The sequence below is a fragment of the Asaia sp. HumB genome (genome assembly GCF_030263835.1).
GTDB classification, from domain to species: Bacteria; Pseudomonadota; Alphaproteobacteria; order Acetobacterales; family Acetobacteraceae; genus Asaia; species Asaia bogorensis.
Map to the genome: position 1 here is coordinate 886,686 of NZ_JARPML010000002.1, position 18,822 is coordinate 905,507.

Genomic DNA, 18,822 nt, shown 5'->3' on the forward strand with positions numbered 1-18,822 from the left:
AATAAAAAAGGCCCCTCGCCTCCAACGGCAAGGGGCCTGCCCTGACGGCACATCTAAAAAATCAACGTAGTGTCTGCACAGTGCTATTGGCCACATCGTTCTTGGCAAGAACGAGAGGTGGAAAAGCAACCCAGGCCCGCATCTTGTCGTAGCAAGCCGCCATCATATCATCGATGCCGGTATTTTCCTTGTTCTTCTCCAGACCAGGATAAAATGTCTGCATCGGCCGCAATGGCAGAACATGCGCCAGCATTTTGGAAATACCGCCGGGTGAGATGGAATAACCAATCAGCCCGTGAGCGCGCAGCAAGCCAAACAGCAATGACTGCCCCGATTTTTTTCTGAAATCTTCTTTATATTTCAGAAGATTTTCGTGATCAAAGCGCGACGTGCAATAAAATCCTGTCTCCACATTTCTAAATGTGAGGTGGGCATCTGTATTGTATCCCCACAAAACCAGATCCCAATCTTCAGGCAGCGTAGCCAAGAGGTCAGTGCTTTTTTCATCGAAACTCTCGCTGATGACCGCATCATCTTCGAAAACTGTGCATCCCTGCCCTTCTTGCAGGGCGTTCGTCCATATCGTGAGATGAGACATGGCGCAGCCAAGCGCTCCAACGCTGTATTGCAAAGCGGGATCCAGGATCTTCTGCGCAATAAGCACTGCGCGATCAAGCCTCAGACCGTCGATTGCCTCAAAAATCCGTGCATCTGTGAAGGTGGGATTGTCGCGGCGAAAGGCCTCTAGTCGTTCAGGCGTGCGTGCGAGTGTGATAAGCCATTTGTTCATACGTTCCGTTTCCACACACTCTAATTCTGATGAACAGAAACTTTTTGAATCACGAAAACATAACCGCGAGTCGATGAAAGACGTGGACCGCGAAAGCGCATCTCCACCTGCGGCGCCCGGAGTCAGCTCTATCGTTATCTAGCCCGTTGCCGGACGATAGCGTACGACCTCAGTAAGGCCCGGAGAACCCTTGATTATCAACCTAGCCAATGTTTCGGTTGTGAAGCCAAAAGGCGGAAGTGAAAAATCGAGGCGACCACCTCGGATATGTTTACCATCAACTTTGTCTTCGTTGATGATGGGATAGTCAGGCAGCATATAATTAACCAGAATTATTTCTCGGTATCGCGAGATATTACTGATCGCCTTGATGATCGACTGAGTTGAGAGATGTTGCAATACATCTTTCACGATAACCAAATCCCCATCAGCGGCGGGAACCTGCTCGACAAGATTGATTACGCCGAAATGCACATTCGTCAGATTGGAGTAGGTACGTTTATTTACAGCAATAACTTCGTGCACAAGATCCATCGCGACGAACATTGTTTCCGGGCAACGCCGTGCGATTTCGGCCCCTACTCGGAAATCTCCACAGCCAATATCTAGCACTGTCCGGATTTTGTTGCGTATAATATAGTGACAGATAAAGTTTATATAATCACTACATTTATCAGGATCTGACCCAACCCCCGAATATACGCGACCGGAACTTCCCCAATCATTGTTTCTGTAAATCTGCTGAAATACAGATTGCAATCCATGATCTTCAGTCGATACGAGAGGAAATGCAGCGCACCTATCGCGTAGCTCAGCAAGGTGTTCGATATGGCCGTTGCTAAGAATCGCACGACAGGCGAGCGAATAGGTATCGAACCGCGACCAGATATTGGCTTCGTCTATTTCTTTTAGGACTGGCCACGACATACTTTCCCACAGATGGAAAACGTATGCGTCCGGAAAAGCGACAGCCTGCTCGAAAAGCGAGGAAAGCCCTGCTCGGTCCCAGGAAGGTACAAAGAAAGCTTCCGGAGCAAGAATGGCCCCCAGACCAGGTCGCGCTGCATTCAGAAGGTGGGGCATCTTTGTCGAAGAATGCGCCCAATACCGGGAGTCGAAATGCTTGTAGCTGTCCCACCATGCAGCCATGAACGGGGCGTCTGGTGGGGAGAGTATAACTGAATTGCCGAGACTTTCGGCTTCCACCCTTGGATCTGTTGAGATGAGCTCGCGAGCCATAACAGTTTGCGTCGCGGAGAGGAGGGGTTCTAGACTTTTGAGGGTGATCGTATCCAGGTCGAGATAAATTCCACCGTATGCCCGCAAGACACTCATTCTGATGATATCTGACTGATGAGCAGGATGCATGACCGGATTACCAAAAATACGCTGCGGCGCAGGTACGATCACAATATCCGCTATATGCTTTACTGCCTCCCAATAGGGCCCTTCACGTTCGGCGATGCACCAGAGGACAATCCTGAACCCCGGATGATGAGTCGCTGCGGAAAGCACAGCCATATAATGACTGAAGCCGAAAGGCCTGATACCAGGCGGCTTTTTTTCGGAGAAGTAATTCACGTCATCAAAGACGATTTTTTCAGGGGTGGTCTCGACAAAATGAATGAGCTTGGGGAAAGCTCCAGCTTCATTCGAACAGATAGGACGACATGCACTTTTGCTCAGGCAACCATCGAAAAGCTGCCTGACATTGATACACGCATAGTCAAATGACTCATCGACAGCTCCGACAGACTTGAAAACGTCTTCTGGTAGCCGGCCAACAACCAGCGGGGGGAATGAGACATGCGCAGCCATAGCACCATGTTCGATCAAACTCGAAAAGAGGGTGCTGAGAGAGACGCCCCTCATCTCGCGCCCCGCCAGCTTGCTTCTGTAGCTATATTCTCGGATTGGCAGCGAATTCATCAGGATCGATGCGCCACGTGGCGAAACCGTATATCCGGACATTCCCTCGATCGCGCTCAGTTTCAAGAGCAACGCAGGGGTTTTACGCTCTCCCAGAGGACCTGTAGGGCCGGTTGATGGATGGTCGTCACATTTGAGGATACAGTCACCCATCTGATTGGGCATTTTGACAATCATCAGGCCGTTGTAATCAACGCCCCAAACAATCAGGTCCCAATCCTCGGGAAGCGTCTGCAAGAGCGCGTTCGCCAGTTCCTCAAAATTATCTGGTATCGATGATTTATCGCTGAAGATTATGCGCGGCACACCGTCAGCAACACACTGACTCCACTGAATGACATGGGAAAAGATTTCGGCCACCTGATCGTCCGACGCCCGGATATTAACATCCAGAAGGCCGTTCTCCACCATATAACTGCGGTCGAGTGCGAGCACGTCAAATGACGGTACCACTTCCAGATTGTCAGCCGCAGGATTTCTTTTTCTGAACTTTCTCAGTGTTTCAGCATCTGCTTTGGAGATCACGCGAAGAACCATCGTCCTGCTTCCGTATCGACTCGTACTGTGAAAGTGCTGTCTGGCCATTGCCACATGGATCTCAAGACAGTCGGATTTGTCTTTGTATGACCGAGGATCACAGCCGAGACAACACTCCTCCACTCGAGCGCGCGCCATGTCTTGATGATGGTTTCCCCTGAGATCGTTAATGAGACGTATCGGTCATCTCTGTTTGCTGTAGCGTCTGTCGTCCGATCAAGCGTGATGCCTGTACGGGTATCATCTGAGTTCTTCCATTCTGGTAATCTTCTCTTATCCATTTCGGGTTTTATGATGCTTGCGTGGCCCGATATCTGGGCGAGCACCAGGAGAAATTCGATGAGCCTTTCGATCAACACCAATGCCTCGGCGATGGTCGCCGTTCAGACCCTGAACGCCACCCAGACGGCCCTGAGCAACGCTGAAAACACCATCTCGACCGGCCGCAAGGTCTCGAGCGCTGCCGACAACGCCGCTGCCTACGGCATCGCGCAGCAGATGCAGGGCAATGTCTCTGGCCAGTCCGCTGTGAATGACGGCCTCTCCTTCGCCGCACAGACGGTCAGCTCGACCAGCACAGCCGTCAACCAGATCATCAGCGTGCTCAACAGCGTCCAGAACGCAGTGACCACCCTTGGCAACAACCAGGGCAGCCCGGCCGCTCTCGACCAGATCGGCACCCAGATCACTGGCCTGCTTCAACAGATCGATACCATCTCGCGCAACGCCACGTTCAACGGCGTGAACCTGATTTCGGGCAGCACAAAAGATGGTCTCGGGATCACGTCCAACAACCTGAGCTACATCACGGGCCTTCAGGGTGACCAGACGACCGTCACAGGCTTCAACGCGGCTATTGCCTCGTATATGGGCGGATCCAGCGTCGCCGGCGCACCGGCTGTCTCTTCCTCGTTCTTCCAGAGCGGCGTCGCTGGCACGAGCCTGACCGACGCCCTGGGCCTCACCACAAACAGCGGTACGAGCGGTGCAAACCCGACCACCAACGTGTTCGAATCCACCGGTGGCGTACTCGGCGGCAGCAAGAACGTCTCGGACATGATTTCGCAGGTTCAGGCCGCCATCAAGGCCATGACCTTCGTGACCTCCACACTGGGTGCGAACAGCAACGTCATCAACAACATGAGCACCTACGGCTCAAGCATCTCCGACAACCTCACCAACGGTATCGGCTCCCTGACCGACGCAGACATGTCCGCAGCCAGCGCCAAGCTGACATCGCTTCAGACCAAGCAGTCCCTCGCCATCAAGTCGCTTACCATCGCCAACTCACAGTCACAGAACATCCTCTCACTCTTCCAGTAAAATAAAAAAGGCCCCTCGCCTCCAACGGCAAGGGGCCTGTTCATCCCATGGGTAGCTAGAGCCTTACTCAACCGGACCGTTGAGTATACGCGCCGCCACGATGACCGAACCCCCTTCGGTTTCAGCGCCGGTCCGGAACATCCTCCATTTTCCAAGAGAAAAAACCCACGTGCCGGTAAAACTGGCCACTTGGGCATGTGGTCTACAAACGCCGTCAGGTTGTGATTCCTCCTGCCTGTTGCACTGCATGGCATCGGATTCCGTCAACGGAATATAGACGTTGGTATTGAGCTGCGCAGTACGGCCGTGAATCTGAATTGATCCGTCTATCCCGCTTTTCTGTCCCTGTTGACCATTGTTCGAAACGTCGTCAGGCGTGCCGCGTGTTATGATATCTATATATTTTGTCTCGTTATCAGAACACACCTCGATTGAGGCCGATCCGATCACCCTGTTTTTTGCTTCCTGCCCGACATAATCGACAATTGCCTGCACCTCGGCGATCCGAACAACTCCAGAGGGACAACGTATGCTGTCTCCATTCCCGGGCAACACTGTACCAGCGTAAGCCGGAGCCGACATTCCTGTTAACCCCGTCGCCAGACACGGTACCGTAGCGCACAAGACCGCGCGCGCAGAGAGGAACAAGCCTCGCGGTGAAACCACTTTCATATCCTTCGTGAAGGTTCGTTCGATGGTTGGGCCACGATACCCGAAAAGTCGCACAGCTGAAGCATGACACGACAAATTTCCTCAAAAGCCCGACGCCGGAAAAGTGATGTCACAGTGGGCGCACCGATAACGCTGCCGAAAGATATTGCTGTCATGATCGGTTCACGTTACGAACGACCTTGGCAACAATCTGCCCTCCCTGCGGCAGATGATTCGGTAGAGGCTCATGATCAGCGACGTCACCACCCGTAGTTTCGACGCCATGAACGCGTATGGAGAAGTTCAGCGTAGCCTGCAATCCGCAACGGGCCCGGCCAAACAAGCTGACACCTCCAGCATTGGTACCGGAAGTTTTAGTGACGCACTCAGTGGTGCGCTGCAAGATGCGGTGCATACCGGAAAAGTTGCCGAAACCCAGACCGCGGCCGGTCTCTCAGGGCATGGCGATATGACTGAGATCGCGACATCTGTCGCTGAGGCAAAATTGACACTGCAGACCGTAACCGCAGTTCGTGATCGCTTTGTGCAAGCCTATCAAGATGTAATGAAAATGTCGATCTGAACGCAGAACGGCATGCAACATACGGTAGACATTCACGAGATCCTGCAGGAATCCCTGTTCGTAGCGGTCAAGATGGGTGCCCCGTCGCTTCTCGCCTCGCTTGCAGCAGGCATCCTGATCTCGCTTTTCCAGGCAGTTACCCAGGTCAACGAAGCAACACTATCTTTTGTACCCAAATTTGTCGCTGCAATGCTTGCCCTTATGCTGACAAGCTCGTTTATTTACGCGACCCTGCATAATTATGCGATGCAGATTTTCGATCAGATGGTCATCGCTGGCGGATCATGAACAGAGCAATGTCGACACGGCGGGCGTTGTTCGGAATAATGCGGAAAAGGTAGATGTTGGCTCTTCCATCCCCCGATGTGGTAGCCGTCTATCTGATGATCCTGTGCCGTGTCAGTACGCTTGTCATGGTAGCGCCAGGGCTGGGTGAGTCCACATCACCCATGACAGTGCGCGCAGGTATAGCGGTTACGATCTCTTTCCTGCTTGTCCCGCTGCTGGAGCCTGTGCTCACCCCCGTGGTGACGCCAGCCCTCAAGAGCCCGGCTCTCCTGATCGTCATGATTGCGCAGGAGTTGCTTATAGGAACTTTCATCGGATGGATGGCGCGACTGATCGCGATGTCACTCATCATCGCTATGCAGTTCATTGCAACTTTCACGGGTCTGGCGAGTGTTTTACAACCCGACCCTGACTTGGGCGCCTCGAGTACCGCCATCAGTCATATGGCCTCTTTCCTCATCCCGGTACTTTTTCTGACGACAGGATTGTATATCCTGCCCCTCGCCGCGCTCACAGGTTCTTACAAAGTGTTCTTGCCGGGCCAATTCCCATTTCTGAATGATATGGCGCAGGCTGCTGTCATGAGCGTATCATTGAGCTTCAGGCTTGGCCTCCAATACGCTGCTCCGTTCGTTCTTGTCGGCACCCTGTGGCCTGCGCTTCTCGGCGTACTGAACCGACTAATGCCTGCTATTCAGGTTTACGGAATTGCCATGCCTGCCCAGCTTCTGGGCGGCGTATTCCTGATCGCTCTCCTGATTCAGGTCATCACTGGCGTCTGGCAGGAACGTATGCAGGAAACACTTCTTCAGCTTCCTGGCATCCATGCATTCCAATAACCTAGCCCACCCAACTCGTACTTCGCGCCCAGTCTATGGCTGAGGAAGGAAGCAGCGAAGATCGCACACAGGCCCCTACCCCGCGCCGCCTTGCGAAAGCAAGGGAAGAGGGAAATGTTGCCCAGTCGCGTGAAACACAGATGCTGCTCGTGCTGGGAATATTCCTTGCGGTATTCTCAATGACCGGGGCGACTTCGGGATATCGCTTCGTCACCCATATGCATGGATTGCTGGAGCACTTCTCCACCCCGATCGACGATACAGCAACGATCGGGCGTATCGTCCATCAGGCGTTTGCTGAAGGAATCCTCCTGATCGCTCCGTTCGGTGGGGCATGCATGGCAGCTGTCGTAGGTTTCGGTCTCTTCCAGACACAGTTCCTGTTCAGGCCTCAGGCGCTTGCTCCTGATCTGGAACGGCTGTCTCCTGCCGCCGGGGTCAAACGTGTGTTCAGTGCCCGAAATCTCGTCGAACTCCTCAAGAGCCTGGCGAAATTTTTAGTGTTTGGTGTTGTGCTATACAACGTAGCACGCGGAACGCTGCATATCGCCCCTGAAGCGGAGAGATGGACTATTCGTCGGCTGACACAGGAGCTCGTTTCCTGGTTTGTCTACGCCACCCTCGTTATCCTCATTGTTCAGGTTTTAATCGCTGTACTCGATGAATTATGGACGCGATACAGTCGCCTCCAGAAGCTACGGATGAGTCACCAGGATATAAAGGACGAGACGAAGCAGGAAGACGGTGATCCCAAGATCAAGGCCAAAAGACATCAATTGAGGCTGCGTCGCGCCCGACAACGCATGCTCCAATCGGTGAAAACGGCAACCGTTGTTGTCACCAACCCCACTCATTACGCGGTAGCCCTTGCATATGAGAGCGATTCCACGGCCGCACCCAAAATCGTAGCCAAAGGCACCGACGAACTGGCGGCACGCATTCGTGCCGCAGCAGATGACGCCCGTGTGCCAATCGTCAACAACCCCCCTCTCGCACGCGGGCTCTACACATTGCCGCTGGATACCGAAATACCGCCAGAGTTTTTCAAACCGGTCGCGGCCATCATCGCCTATGTCATCAAGTTGAAGACACCAGGTTCGAGGCGATAAACACTGCTATTTGCATGCGCTCAGATAGTATCATCGGTCGTTAGGCTCAGGACCCATTGATTTAAGCGGCATGATGTGATTCAGGCTCCCTCAAGGAGACTGGAGATGGGAGACCTGTATTGGCTGACGGACGGGCAGATGGAGCGTCTGCGGCCCTTTTTTCCGAATAGCCATGGGAAACCTCGGGTCGATGACCGCCGTGTGTTGAGCGGGATCATTTTCGTAAACCGCAATGGCCTGCGCTGGCGTGATGCGCCCCGGGAATACGGTCCACACAAGACACTCTACAACCGCTGGAAGCGCTGGAGTGCTATGGGGATCTTCATCCGCATGATGGAAGGACTGGCCGCCGGAAAGGCAGAGCCTCAGACCATCATGATTGATGCGACCTATCTCAAGGCACATCGCATGGCGTCGAGCCTGCGGGTAAAAAGGGGGGGTCAGGCCGCCTGATCGGGCGCACCAAGGGGGGGCATGAATACGAAGTTGCATGCTGTCGCCGACCGGAACGGACGTCCGCTCGACTTCTTCATGACAGCGGGCCAGATCAGTGATTACACCGGTGCTGCTGCCCTTCTGGACAGTCTTCCGGCAGCCCAATGGATGTTGGCAGACCGGGGCTATGATGCTGACTGGTTCAGGGATGCCCTGGAGGAAAAAGGGATCAAACCCTGCATTCCGGGACGGAAATCCCGCGGGAAGCCGGTAAAATACGACAAGCGGAAATACAAAGGCCGCAATCGTATCGAGATCATGTTCGGAAGGCTCAAGGACTGGAGACGGGTCGCGACACGCTATGACAGATGCCCGACCGTCTTCTTCTCGGCCATCTATCTCGCCGCAACCGTCATATTCTGGCTATGAGTCCTGAGCCTAGCCAGCCCCATTCGCGTTTGATGCTTTGACAGAGCCTACCCGAGAGCCAGCGCCCAGAGCGTAAGAAGCAGGCCCAGAAGCGAGATCATGAAAACCATGGTTCGCACAACAGGCACACCGGCGGCATAAAGCGGCAGATAGATCACTCTTGCTGCCAGATAGATGCAGCTACCCCATTGCGTCTTCCATCCCGCATGACCTGCAAGCAAAGCCGCCAGCAGCGTCGCAAGGAAGAGGGGCAGCGTCTCAAAGAGGTTGGCCTGCGCGCGCGCCAGACGTGCCGGTACAGGCTGCAATTCCGGCATCTTGCCGTCTCGTGCGCCCATGTTCCATTCCGTGCCATATTGGCGCGTCTTGGCGGCTCCTGCCCAGAATATGTTCACCAGTGCCAGCAGAACCAGCCCCGCAATGACATAGAATTCGATACGCATGATCAGGGGTCTTTCCTTCAGTTGGTAGCTTCACCACGCAGGACCGGCAGGCGGGAAGCCGGTATATGTCGAACAGCCTGTCTGGAGATTCAGGCGGGAATTTGCCCGATGCTAACCGGCTGGATTTCGTTTTGTCCGTTCCCACCGTGTCGAAAGGCAGATAGCGCTTTGTAGACCTGCATCCTCGCGCGCATGACCGAACCCAGTGGACGATGCGCACTGAGCCCCTGTGACGGGCGGAAAACCAGATGATCCTCAAAAAAGGTCGCGCGTTGGGCACTGAAGGCGTTCTGTACGGGAAAGCTCAGCCTGCCTACTGACCGAAAGGGTGCCTCATCGGCCGACCAGATGATTGAGGCATCCTCGATAGGTTGCGTCTCGGCGTTGTTCCAGAGCTGAACGCGAATGTCGAACACCACCTCTCGCCCACCGAAATAGGTGACCGTCTCATGCCGGAACCCGTCCTCATCATGATGGGGGTCGAGCCGCCATGACTGCAGGGCCTCGAGGTCCGGCATTATCGGAAATGCCGCGATCTTGGCGACATAGGCACCATAACGCAGGGGGGCCTGACTGTAATATGGCTCGGAAAGCGGGTGGGAGTAGGGATGGCCAAGGAAATCCGCCATGGGGCTCTGCGCACCCGCATGACCAAGGGCATGATTGAGACCACGCGCCACAGACGAGACCGCACTCTTCACCCCTTCAGGCAAAGCGGCGGCCTTGCCGATCACCCCACCATCACGCAGGAACCCCGCGGCCGTGCCCGATGGGAACGTCGGGCCTGACGCCAGGATGAAATCCTGCGTCTCGGTGTCATGACCGGGCAGTTTCTCCCCCTTAACCCCGAACAATTTGAGAGAAAGACCACGGTGAGTCGAGACGCGATCGCCCAGTGTTTCGCCCGCCCCCTGTGCAAAACGTGCCGCTACGGGATACTGGCCTGACGTGGCGAAAACGCCCTGGGCGAGTTCAGCTGGCAGATGCGCTGCAATATCGAGTGTGCCAACGGCCAGCGCCGTCGGTTTGGCATGGCTGGCACGCACCATGCGGCCCTCGCGTTTGCCGACCACACGGCTCTGCTCCATCATGCCATCAATGATGCCCTGAATGACATGCTGCTCGTCTTCCTCCGGCGTTTCGACATCCGGGGAAAAGCGCAAGGGCGGGTTGAGAATCATCTGAAGTTCCTGCAGTGCCAGTCTGCTCCTCCAACAGGCAGAACCTGCACAAGTTGCACGCAGGGAATAATGCCTGCCACTCGGTTAAGCCCTGCCGGGCAAGATCCCTGCAAGGTACGCGGCTGGACTGCCAACCCTTAACAGAAAGTTATGGGTTGGGTGTCGTTCCGAAATCGACACGAGAGCAGCGGGTTGCCCATATTGGTTCGATATCGCAATGTTGCGATTGTTACCGGCCCCAGGAGCAGCGTCATGACATCAAGGCATCACATTCGCAGCGCGCTTCTGGCTTTCACTATCCTGTCCGTCCCCCATGAATTGAGCGGGGGCCTTGTCGACACGGCACAGGCTCAGATCACGCCGCTTGCGCCGCAGGGTGCGCCTTCAGGCACAGTTTCAGACAAGCACGCCAAGGCGGGTCCGGCCAAGTCAGCCGCTATCGCGCAGAAGAGGGCAGACAAGCCCAGCAATCGCCCATCCGGCAATCGTGAGGTCCTGACTGTCACCGGTAGCCATATCGCCAATAGCCGTATCAAATCGCCCACGCCGGTCAGCACGCTCAGCGCGCAGGAGATACGCAACCAGTCCCCCACGAACAATCTGGCCGATCTGGTCAACCAGCTTCCGCAGTTTGCCGGCAGCACCACACCACAGAACTCGACCCTGGCTCTCAGCTCCGGTCTGGCCGGTATCAATGCGCTGAACCTGCGCAACCTCGGCGCCGTGCGCTCGCTGGTCCTGATTGATGGGCGGCGCACCGCGCCGTCTGCCATTACGGGTATTGTCGATATCAATACCCTGCCCCAGCAACTCGTGAAGCGCGTGGATGTCGTTACTGGTGGCGCCTCGGCGCAGTACGGGTCCGATGCTGTAGCGGGCGTGACCAATTTCGTTCTCGACAAGACCTATACCGGGCTCAAGGTCGATGCCGATTCAGGCATTTCCAATTACGGTGATGGCCAGAACGAGCATGCTGCCGTTGCCGGCGGCTTCGGGTTCGCCAAGGGCAAGGGCCATGTCCTTCTCAGTGGCGATTACGCCCATCAGGACGGTATTTTCAAGATCACGCGCGGCTGGAACCAGAATGGCGAGCGCATTATTGCCAACCCCGCCTATGTCGCCGGAAACGGCCAGCCTTATTATATCCGCGTGGGCAATGCAGGCACGAACAACGCCCTGCCCGGCGGCATCATCAACGCCTCGACAGGCGCTGTGGCCAACAGCCTGCGCGGCGTCTATTTCGGTCAGGGCGGCAGCGTCAATCATTACAATTATGGCTCACCCTCCACCTCCAGCGTGTCGGTCGGCGGGGATGAAGGTCTTGCCAATAATAACGTCAATCTCGGCCTGCAACCGGAGAGCGACCGCAAGAACCTCTATGGGCGCCTGAGCTATGACGTTGCCTCATGGATGACCCTCTATGCCGAGGGTGCCTATAACCAGAGCAACTACGTTTATAACGCCGGGCCGCAATACCTGACCTCCATTGCGATCAAGAGCACCAACCCGTATCTGATCGACGCGCTGGGCGCGGATGCCCTCAGGAACGTGACGGGCGTCACCGTGGGCACAACCGCGCTCGACATGCCCTATCGCCAGATCACCAACACGCGCGATGTGCAGCGTTATACCTTTGGTGGCGAGGGTAATTTCACGCTTTTCGGACGCAAGGCCTCATGGACAGCCTATGCTCAATATGGCGTCACGCACTCGCATGAGCAGATCAACAATGTGATGAATACAGCCCGAATTGCCAACGCGACAGATGCGGTGCGCAATGCCTCTGGCCAGATTGTCTGTCGATCCAGCCTGACGGATCCCGGTAATGGCTGCGCGCCCATCGACTGGCTCGGCACAGGCGTCATGTCACAGGCCGCCATCAGCTATGTGCTGGGCAATCCATGGCGCGAGCAGCGTTTTCAGGAGATCGTTTCCGGCGTCAATCTCTCCACCATTCCGTTTGCCACATGGGCCGGTGACGTGAATGTGGCAATCGGCGGCGAATATCGCGATGAGCGCGCCTCTGGCTATGTGCCGACAGAATATCAGAAGGGCTGGTCGGTCGGTAACTACCTGCCCACTTTCGGCAATTACAACGTCAAGGAAGCCTATGTCGAAACCGCTGTGCCTCTTGCACGCGGGCTGGCCGCCAATGGCGCGGTACGCGCGACCGACTATTCCACATCGGGTTATGTCACGACATGGAAGATCGGCGGCACGTGGCAGCCGATACGCGATATTCTCTTTCGCGCCACGCAGTCCCATGACATCCGCGCGCCGAACATCAACGAACTCTATAACGCTGGCACGTCGCAAACGACCACCGTGCTCGACCCGGCCACGGGCAAGACCGACACGGTTTTGTCCACCACGACAGGCAACCCCAACCTGAAGCCCGAGACAGCCAATACAACCGTGGTGGGTGCCGTTATCACGCCCCGCTACGTACCGGGGCTGGCCCTCTCCATCGACTGGTTTCACACCAAGATCAAACACGCCATCCAGCAATTCTACCCGCAATCGATCATCGACGAGTGTTATCAGGGCTACACGACTTTCTGTTCCGCCATTCGCCCCGACCCGAGCGGCACGCGTGACCTGCTGATCAGCGCCTCGCCCTTCAACTTCGCCAAGCTTGAAACCAGCGGTATCGATATCGACGCTTCCTATACCTTCCCGCTGCGTCGCATCCTGCCCAAGGCAGGAGGAGCCTTCACACTACATGGTCAGGCGAGCAATTACCTCAAATACGTTTCTGACTCGGGTGTAGGTTATGTGGTCGATACGGCAGGTGACATCACCAACGGACCACCAAAATGGATCTATCGTTTCTCGGCCACCTATAGCGCGGAGAGCTACAGCATCACAGCAGTGGCACGCGGTATCAGCGCGGGAAATTACTCGAACAGTTATGTGCAGTGCACGACAACCTGCGGCGTGTATAATGCCAATTACCCCTCGATCAACAATAACCGGGTGGCAGGCACCTTCTATTTCGACATGAACTTTACCTACAAACTCCCTGTTCAGAATATCGGCCAGATGCAGATTTTCCTGAACGTCACCAATCTGGGCAACGCCCCGCCGATCCTGCTACCCACCAGCGGACTGGCTGCGGATTCCACCTATAGCAGCCTGCTGGGGCGGACCTATCGCGGCGGCATACGCATGGAATTCTGATGCTCATGCGCCCTGCCCTCCTGTTTCTCGCGCCTCTTTCTCTCGCCTCGGCGCTCGGGCTCTCCGCCTGTGTGCCTGCCCCCGGTCACGACAGGCTGGCCGCCCGCCTCGCCCCCCTGCTGGGCCCGATGGAGACCCGAGGTGCCCGTTGGGGCATCCTGATCACTGACGAGACGGGGCGCGTGCTCTACGCGCGTCATGAAAGGCAGCGCTTCGTTCCAGCCTCAAACGCCAAGCTTTTCACGACGGCTGCTGCGCTCGTCGCCTATGACACGCTCATGCGCCCGCCCTATCAGCTCGATACGACCCTGTTTCTGGCACCACGCAACAACGGAGCGCCCGATCTCATCCTGCGCGGCGCGGCAGATCCGTTTCTCTCCGCCGCGCCGGGTTGCACGCAGCAATGCCTGACCGAACTTGCCGATGCCGCCGCCAGATCCGGCCTCAAACACCTTCATGCCGTGATCGGTGACGACACCTTGTTTGCCGATACGCACTGGGGCGATGGCTGGAGCTGGAACAATCTCTCCACCCGCTATGGCACAGCCATTTCAGCCCTGACACTTGACGACAATGTCGCCTCTCTGATCGTGACACCCGGCCCAGTCGAGGGCGCACCCGCCACCGTGTCGGCCATCACCCCGGCCTATCGCGTGGTGAACCATGTCGTGACACGTCGTGATGCGGCCGAGGCACCGGCGATAACGCTCCTCCCCGACAATGACACGGAGCGCGGTTCCGGCACCCTCACAGGCACCATCAAGCCGGGTCCCACTCCCCTGACTGTGCACTCTGGCATCATCGACCCGGCGCAACTTGCCGCAAGGCTACTGGGGGACATGCTGATCGCCCGTGGGGTGCGCGTTGATGAGACGAAAGCCCGTCATCGCCCGGAGGGTGAGGACGCAGCCCCACAGGACCTTTCGTTTGTCCGTCTGGGTGTCATGCCGCAAAGACCGCTTGCCATCGATATCAGGCATATCCTCAAGGAGAGTCAGAACCTGCACGCCGAACTTCTTCTGCGCCGGCTCGGCCTTCTGGCCGGTCAGGGAACGGTTCAGGCCGGGCTGGAGGAACGCGAGAAGCTCCTGGCCTCAAGCGGCGTGGATTTCAGCCGGGTTTCGCTGGCCGATGGCTCTGGCATGTCGCCCTATGACCGTGCCACTCCACGCGATATTGTCTCGCTGCTGCTCTGGGCGCAACACCAGCGCTGGGGCGGTGAATGGGCCGATGACCTGCCTCTTGCCGCGACCGATGGCACATTGTCTCATCGCTTTGAGGGCACCGCTGTCGCAGGCAGGCTCCACGCCAAGACGGGCACGCTCAACGGCACCCACGCCCTTTCCGGCTATCTCGTTACGGCCAGCGGACGCAGGCTTGTGGTGTCGATCCTGCTCAATGACGTGCCGGAACCCCTCTCCGTCGCAACCGCACCTGCAAAACCGCTGAGCGACGTTGCCCCACGCCCGGCGGTCGGTGAGCGTCCCACCGACGCCATCGACCGCGTGGTTGAAGCGCTTGCTGCCGTGGAGTGACAACAGCCGCGTTCTCTAGAGCCGCGCCATCTCGCGTGTGAATTCCTGACGCAGGATCTGGATGAAACTGCGGGCAATGCGTCGCAGGGCATGATCTTCGCGATACACGGCAGAACAGGTAATCGTCATGGGTGGATCAAGGCGACGCGCTGTAGGCAGGCTTGAATCATGCAGGGCGGTGAAAGCGTCCACAATCGCCCATCCTGCGCCGAGCCGTGCCAGTTCTGCCGCCATGTAATGCGTGCGTACCCTGATGGCAGGAGACACCTCCCAGCCCGCCTTTTTCCAGGCACTACTGAGCGCCCATGATGTCGGGTCATGATCGGCCAGCCCGATCCATCGCGCCGGGTCAATCGTCTCAAGCCGCACCGGCCCCTCGGCTGCCGTACTGTCGAGCAGCACCAACGGTATCTCGGCCAGCGCCTCACAGATCAGCCCGGGCTCTTCGGTCACGCCGAAGATAATCCCGAAATCGAGATCGCGCTTGCGCAGGCCTGCAATAATCTCGGCCCCGTGCAGCGTATCCACACTGAGCATGTTATCGCCCGATTTCTCGCGATAGCGATTGATCACGCGTGGCACTACGCTGAGCCCAAGGCTCGGCACGCAGCCAATCGACAACTCATGCCCCCCTCTGCCGGTGCGCAGGTTTTCGGCCAGACGGGAAAGATCGGCGAACTGATCGAACAGGGCTGTAATGCGCGGGAGCATGATCTGTGCCTCACGTGTGGGCACAAGACGACCTTTCACGCGATCGAACAGCGCAAAACCAAGAGACTGCTCAGCATAGCGCAGCGCCTTGCTGGCAGCGGGTTGCGACACGTTCAACGCCTCGGCGGCCTGACGCAGCGAGCCCGTCCGCATGACATAATACACCAGTTCGATGGAGCGCAGGCGCAGTGCCATGATCAGCCCTGCACCCTGCCCGTTCTGTCGATACCGAGCGCGCGGGCGGCCTCCGTTGCAATTGCGCGCCGAAGCGCCACCACGCTGTGACCGCCTGAGGGATGCACACGATTGGTGAGGATAAGCACATAGCTGTCGCTCACCGGATCAATCCAGAGAGACGTGCCGGTAAAACCCGTATGCCCGAAGGAGCGGGGCGAAAACAAATCACCGCGCGGTGTGGAATAATGGGTGGCAATATCCCAGCCCAGACCGCGCAGATCGCTCTTGCCGGAAGGCTGCTGCGGCGTCGTCATCATTTCCAGCGTCTCACGACGCAACGGGAACGTGCTGGCACGAGCGGCCAGCCGGTCCAGCAGGGCCTGAGCGTACAGACACATGTCATGCGCATCGGAAAAAAGCCCGGCATGCCCCGCCACACCGCCCATGCGACGTGTCGTTGGATCATGCACCACGCCACGCAGCATGATGCCTTTCTCGTCGTACTGGGTCGGGGCGATCAGGGTGCCCAGGCCCGGGTCGGGCCGATACCCGCTATGCGTCATGCCTATAGGCCCGAGGATATAGCGGGCGACATAGGTATCGAGCGCGAGACCGCTCAGCTTTTCCACCACCAGCCCGAGCGTGATGTAGTTCACATCGCTATAGACAAAGGCATTGCCCGGAATGGTGGCGGGGCGCATGGCCATGACGCGTTTCACCGCCTCTTCCTTGCCCTGCCAGGGCTGACTGAGATCGATATCGGGAGGCAGGCCGGAATAATGGGTCAGCAGCAGGCGTATGGTGAGAGCGCCTTTTCCACCGGCCTCGAAATCCGGCAACACGGATGAGACAGGCTGATCAAGGCTGAGTCTGTTCTGCTCGACAAGCTGCATGATCGCGAGCGCCGTCATAGTCGGCTTGGTCAGGGAGGCCATATCGAAGCGCGTATCCCAGCTTTCGGCCTCGCGATGGGGAACCAGCGCGCGGGCACCATAGACAAAACGGTGAACGATGGCCCCCTGATGCCCGATAGCCAGCACGATACCGGGGCACTGACCGGCTTTCACAGCATCCCGCGCCAGGCGGTCCACCCCGGCAAAGGCCGAGGGCGCCTCACAGCCAGCAAGACCGAACAACGCCACGCCCCCGCACAGCAATGCACGGCGGGGTAGACCCATTTTTGTCTCAGGCTTCGTGATCATGTCGCATCCGGTATGACGGTCCAGTTCGGTTGCGCAACATCATCACACCCTGCGACATCGTGATAGCCCCGCAATACGGCACAAGCCCTGCCCGTGCGACACGCCGACAGGGCAGATTACCTGTACTCTCAGCCACTTGGATCGAATGACGTGCGCCGGGTCATAACCTGAGGTTAAGGGGGGGCATTATCTTCCCAATGGATGACGCGCCCCATGCCCCCTAGGCTTGATCTGTTACACGAGAAACAAAGGCAGGGTCCGTGGCGCAGCGTCAGTCCGTTACTGTTATCGGGGCCGGTGTCATCGGTCTTTCAACCGCTTTTGCCCTTTGGCGCGACGGGCATCATGTTACCCTTGTCGAACGTCACGACACCCCCGCCAGCGGTGCCAGCCGGGCCAATGGGGGGCAGCTCAGCTATCGTTACGTATCCCCGCTGGCCAGCCCATCGGCCCCGCGTGAGGCACTGTCATGGCTGGGGCGCCCCGGCTCGCCCGTAGCGTTGCACCCCAATACCAACCCGGCACAATGGGTCTGGCTCGCGCAGTTCCTGCGGGCCTGCACCCCGGACAGGTTCCGGATGGGTAGCCAGGCCTTGCTCACTTTGGCCCTCGAAAGCCAGAGCGAACTCGCGACATGGCGCAGCGCGGGTCTGGGCGGTTTCGACTGGGAGAGGCCGGGGAAACTCATTCTGTTTCGCGATCCACGCAGCATGCAGCGCAATGTGGCCAATCTGGCCGATCCGCAGAATCAGCGCGTCCTGTCACCGGATGCATGCCTCGAACTCGAACCGGCTTTTGCTGCACTCCGGCCCCGGCTGGCTGGTGGTCTCTTCACGAAGGGCGAGGAGGTGGCCGATTGTCATGCCTTCTGCCTGAAACTGATCGAGACCATGCGCCAGTCCGAACGCTTCCGGCAGGTTCAGGGCGAGGCCAGTCTGTCACGACAGGGCACACGCTGCATCGTGCACATCGACAACAGGGCGTTACCCTCGCGTCTGGTCGTGCTGGCAGCAGGGCTGGGGTCAAGAGCATTGGCACGCCAGATCGGGCTTACCCTGCCGCTCTATCCCTTGCAGGGTTACTCACTCACCCTTACGCCCGCGCCGGGCCATCTGCCTGCCGTCAGCGTCACCGATTATGACCGGCGCGTGGTCTATGCCCGCCACGGCGCAAGACTGCGCATCGCTGCAATGGTCGATATCGGTCAGGCTGGCCCGCGAGCCGATACGAACAGGATTGCGCAGCTGCGTCACCTCGCGCAGGAAGCCCTGCCCGGCGCAGGCCCTTATGAACAGGCCGAAAGCTGGATTGGCCAGCGCCCTGCCACGCCGGATAGTGTGCCGATTATCGAACGCGGCCCGTGCGAGAACATGTTGCTCAATGTCGGTCACGGGGCGCTCGGCTTTACCCTGGCCGCCGGATCGGCCCGCCGGATTGCAAGGCTCGCTGCCCAGACAACGTGATACGGGGTGCTACGCCC

At 57.6% G+C, this 18,822-nt stretch carries 15 protein-coding genes and 1 pseudogene; 9 read left to right on the forward strand and 7 right to left on the reverse strand.

The annotated features are described in order from the left end of the window. Positions 1–61: 61 nt before the first annotated feature. Positions 62–790, reverse strand: coding sequence for a glycosyltransferase family 25 protein (locus P5689_RS05130; protein WP_023979450.1), 729 nt, complete (start codon positions 788–790; stop codon positions 62–64). Positions 791–928: 138 nt separating this feature from the next. Beyond that, positions 929–3,256 carry a glycosyltransferase gene (locus P5689_RS05135; RefSeq protein ID WP_285532346.1) on the reverse strand — a complete coding sequence of 776 codons (2,328 nt, stop codon included), beginning with the start codon at positions 3,254–3,256 and terminating at the stop codon, positions 929–931. Positions 3,257–3,595: 339 nt separating this feature from the next. Between P5689_RS05135 and P5689_RS05140 the strand changes: the two genes are divergently transcribed. Beyond that, positions 3,596–4,579 (forward strand): flagellin, encoded by a 984-nt coding sequence (locus P5689_RS05140; protein WP_023979280.1) that lies wholly within the window; start codon positions 3,596–3,598, stop codon positions 4,577–4,579. A gap of 63 nt (positions 4,580–4,642) precedes the next feature. Here the strand turns inward: P5689_RS05140 and P5689_RS05145 are convergent, their stop codons facing one another. Then, positions 4,643–5,161: a hypothetical protein gene (locus tag P5689_RS05145; RefSeq protein ID WP_023979281.1), complete on the reverse strand. Its 519-nt coding sequence runs from the start codon at positions 5,159–5,161 to the stop codon at positions 4,643–4,645. 316 nt (positions 5,162–5,477) lie between these two features. Between P5689_RS05145 and P5689_RS05150 the strand changes: the two genes are divergently transcribed. From P5689_RS05150 to P5689_RS05170, 5 genes and pseudogenes are all read left to right on the forward strand, one after another. After that, positions 5,478–5,813, forward strand: a complete 336-nt coding sequence (locus P5689_RS05150) for a flagellar hook-basal body complex protein FliE (protein WP_023979282.1) — start codon at positions 5,478–5,480, stop codon at positions 5,811–5,813. Between the two features lie 12 nt (positions 5,814–5,825). Beyond that, the gene (locus tag P5689_RS05155) at positions 5,826–6,101 is read left to right on the forward strand and encodes a flagellar biosynthetic protein FliQ (protein WP_023979283.1); all 276 of its coding nucleotides are present in this window, start codon (positions 5,826–5,828) and stop codon (positions 6,099–6,101) included. A gap of 53 nt (positions 6,102–6,154) precedes the next feature. Continuing rightward, positions 6,155–6,940 (forward strand): flagellar biosynthetic protein FliR, encoded by a 786-nt coding sequence (locus P5689_RS05160; RefSeq protein ID WP_023979284.1) that lies wholly within the window; start codon positions 6,155–6,157, stop codon positions 6,938–6,940. Between the two features lie 35 nt (positions 6,941–6,975). Next, a complete protein-coding gene (locus tag P5689_RS05165) occupies positions 6,976–8,049 on the forward strand; it encodes an EscU/YscU/HrcU family type III secretion system export apparatus switch protein (protein ID WP_285532348.1) in 1,074 nt (357 codons plus the stop codon). Positions 8,050–8,154: 105 nt separating this feature from the next. Next, a pseudogene (locus tag P5689_RS05170) lies at positions 8,155–8,913 on the forward strand (IS5 family transposase). Positions 8,914–8,960: 47 nt separating this feature from the next. Here P5689_RS05170 and P5689_RS05175 read toward each other — a convergent pair. Next, entirely contained in the window at positions 8,961–9,356 is a 396-nt protein-coding gene (locus P5689_RS05175; RefSeq protein ID WP_285532349.1) for an MAPEG family protein, read from the reverse strand. A gap of 89 nt (positions 9,357–9,445) precedes the next feature. Continuing rightward, positions 9,446–10,537 (reverse strand): catalase family protein, encoded by a 1,092-nt coding sequence (locus P5689_RS05180; RefSeq protein WP_285532350.1) that lies wholly within the window; start codon positions 10,535–10,537, stop codon positions 9,446–9,448. A 252-nt stretch (positions 10,538–10,789) separates the two neighbouring features. Here P5689_RS05180 and P5689_RS05185 point away from each other — a divergent pair, with 252 nt between their 5' ends. Continuing rightward, positions 10,790–13,717: a TonB-dependent receptor domain-containing protein gene (locus tag P5689_RS05185; RefSeq protein WP_285532351.1), complete on the forward strand. Its 2,928-nt coding sequence runs from the start codon at positions 10,790–10,792 to the stop codon at positions 13,715–13,717. Between the two features lie 5 nt (positions 13,718–13,722). Further along, positions 13,723–15,252 carry a D-alanyl-D-alanine carboxypeptidase/D-alanyl-D-alanine-endopeptidase gene (gene dacB / locus P5689_RS05190; RefSeq protein WP_285532352.1) on the forward strand — a complete coding sequence of 510 codons (1,530 nt, stop codon included), beginning with the start codon at positions 13,723–13,725 and terminating at the stop codon, positions 15,250–15,252. 15 nt (positions 15,253–15,267) lie between these two features. On the opposite strand, the gene P5689_RS05195 is transcribed toward dacB, so the two are convergent. After that, positions 15,268–16,158 carry a LysR family transcriptional regulator gene (locus P5689_RS05195; RefSeq protein WP_023978837.1) on the reverse strand — a complete coding sequence of 297 codons (891 nt, stop codon included), beginning with the start codon at positions 16,156–16,158 and terminating at the stop codon, positions 15,268–15,270. 2 nt (positions 16,159–16,160) lie between these two features. After that, positions 16,161–17,342 (reverse strand): serine hydrolase domain-containing protein, encoded by a 1,182-nt coding sequence (locus tag P5689_RS05200; protein WP_285532353.1) that lies wholly within the window; start codon positions 17,340–17,342, stop codon positions 16,161–16,163. A gap of 260 nt (positions 17,343–17,602) precedes the next feature. Here P5689_RS05200 and P5689_RS05205 point away from each other — a divergent pair, with 260 nt between their 5' ends. Continuing rightward, positions 17,603–18,805, forward strand: a complete 1,203-nt coding sequence (locus tag P5689_RS05205) for an FAD-dependent oxidoreductase (RefSeq protein ID WP_285532355.1) — start codon at positions 17,603–17,605, stop codon at positions 18,803–18,805. Positions 18,806–18,822 lie beyond the last annotated feature (17 nt).

Coding starts and splice junctions, on each gene's coding strand:
- P5689_RS05150 (WP_023979282.1), top strand. CDS start 5,478: ATGATCAGCGACGTCACCACCCGTAGTTTCGACGCCATGAACGCGTAT.
- P5689_RS05180 (WP_285532350.1), bottom strand. CDS start 10,537: ATGATTCTCAACCCGCCCTTGCGCTTTTCCCCGGATGTCGAAACGCCG.
- P5689_RS05135 (WP_285532346.1), bottom strand. CDS start 3,256: ATGGTTCTTCGCGTGATCTCCAAAGCAGATGCTGAAACACTGAGAAAG.
- P5689_RS05140 (WP_023979280.1), top strand. CDS start 3,596: ATGAGCCTTTCGATCAACACCAATGCCTCGGCGATGGTCGCCGTTCAG.
- P5689_RS05160 (WP_023979284.1), top strand. CDS start 6,155: ATGTTGGCTCTTCCATCCCCCGATGTGGTAGCCGTCTATCTGATGATC.
- P5689_RS05185 (WP_285532351.1), top strand. CDS start 10,790: ATGACATCAAGGCATCACATTCGCAGCGCGCTTCTGGCTTTCACTATC.
- P5689_RS05165 (WP_285532348.1), top strand. CDS start 6,976: ATGGCTGAGGAAGGAAGCAGCGAAGATCGCACACAGGCCCCTACCCCG.
- dacB (WP_285532352.1), top strand. CDS start 13,723: ATGCGCCCTGCCCTCCTGTTTCTCGCGCCTCTTTCTCTCGCCTCGGCG.
- P5689_RS05200 (WP_285532353.1), bottom strand. CDS start 17,342: ATGATCACGAAGCCTGAGACAAAAATGGGTCTACCCCGCCGTGCATTG.
- P5689_RS05195 (WP_023978837.1), bottom strand. CDS start 16,158: ATGGCACTGCGCCTGCGCTCCATCGAACTGGTGTATTATGTCATGCGG.
- P5689_RS05130 (WP_023979450.1), bottom strand. CDS start 790: ATGAACAAATGGCTTATCACACTCGCACGCACGCCTGAACGACTAGAG.
- P5689_RS05175 (WP_285532349.1), bottom strand. CDS start 9,356: ATGCGTATCGAATTCTATGTCATTGCGGGGCTGGTTCTGCTGGCACTG.
- P5689_RS05155 (WP_023979283.1), top strand. CDS start 5,826: ATGCAACATACGGTAGACATTCACGAGATCCTGCAGGAATCCCTGTTC.
- P5689_RS05145 (WP_023979281.1), bottom strand. CDS start 5,161: ATGTCGGCTCCGGCTTACGCTGGTACAGTGTTGCCCGGGAATGGAGAC.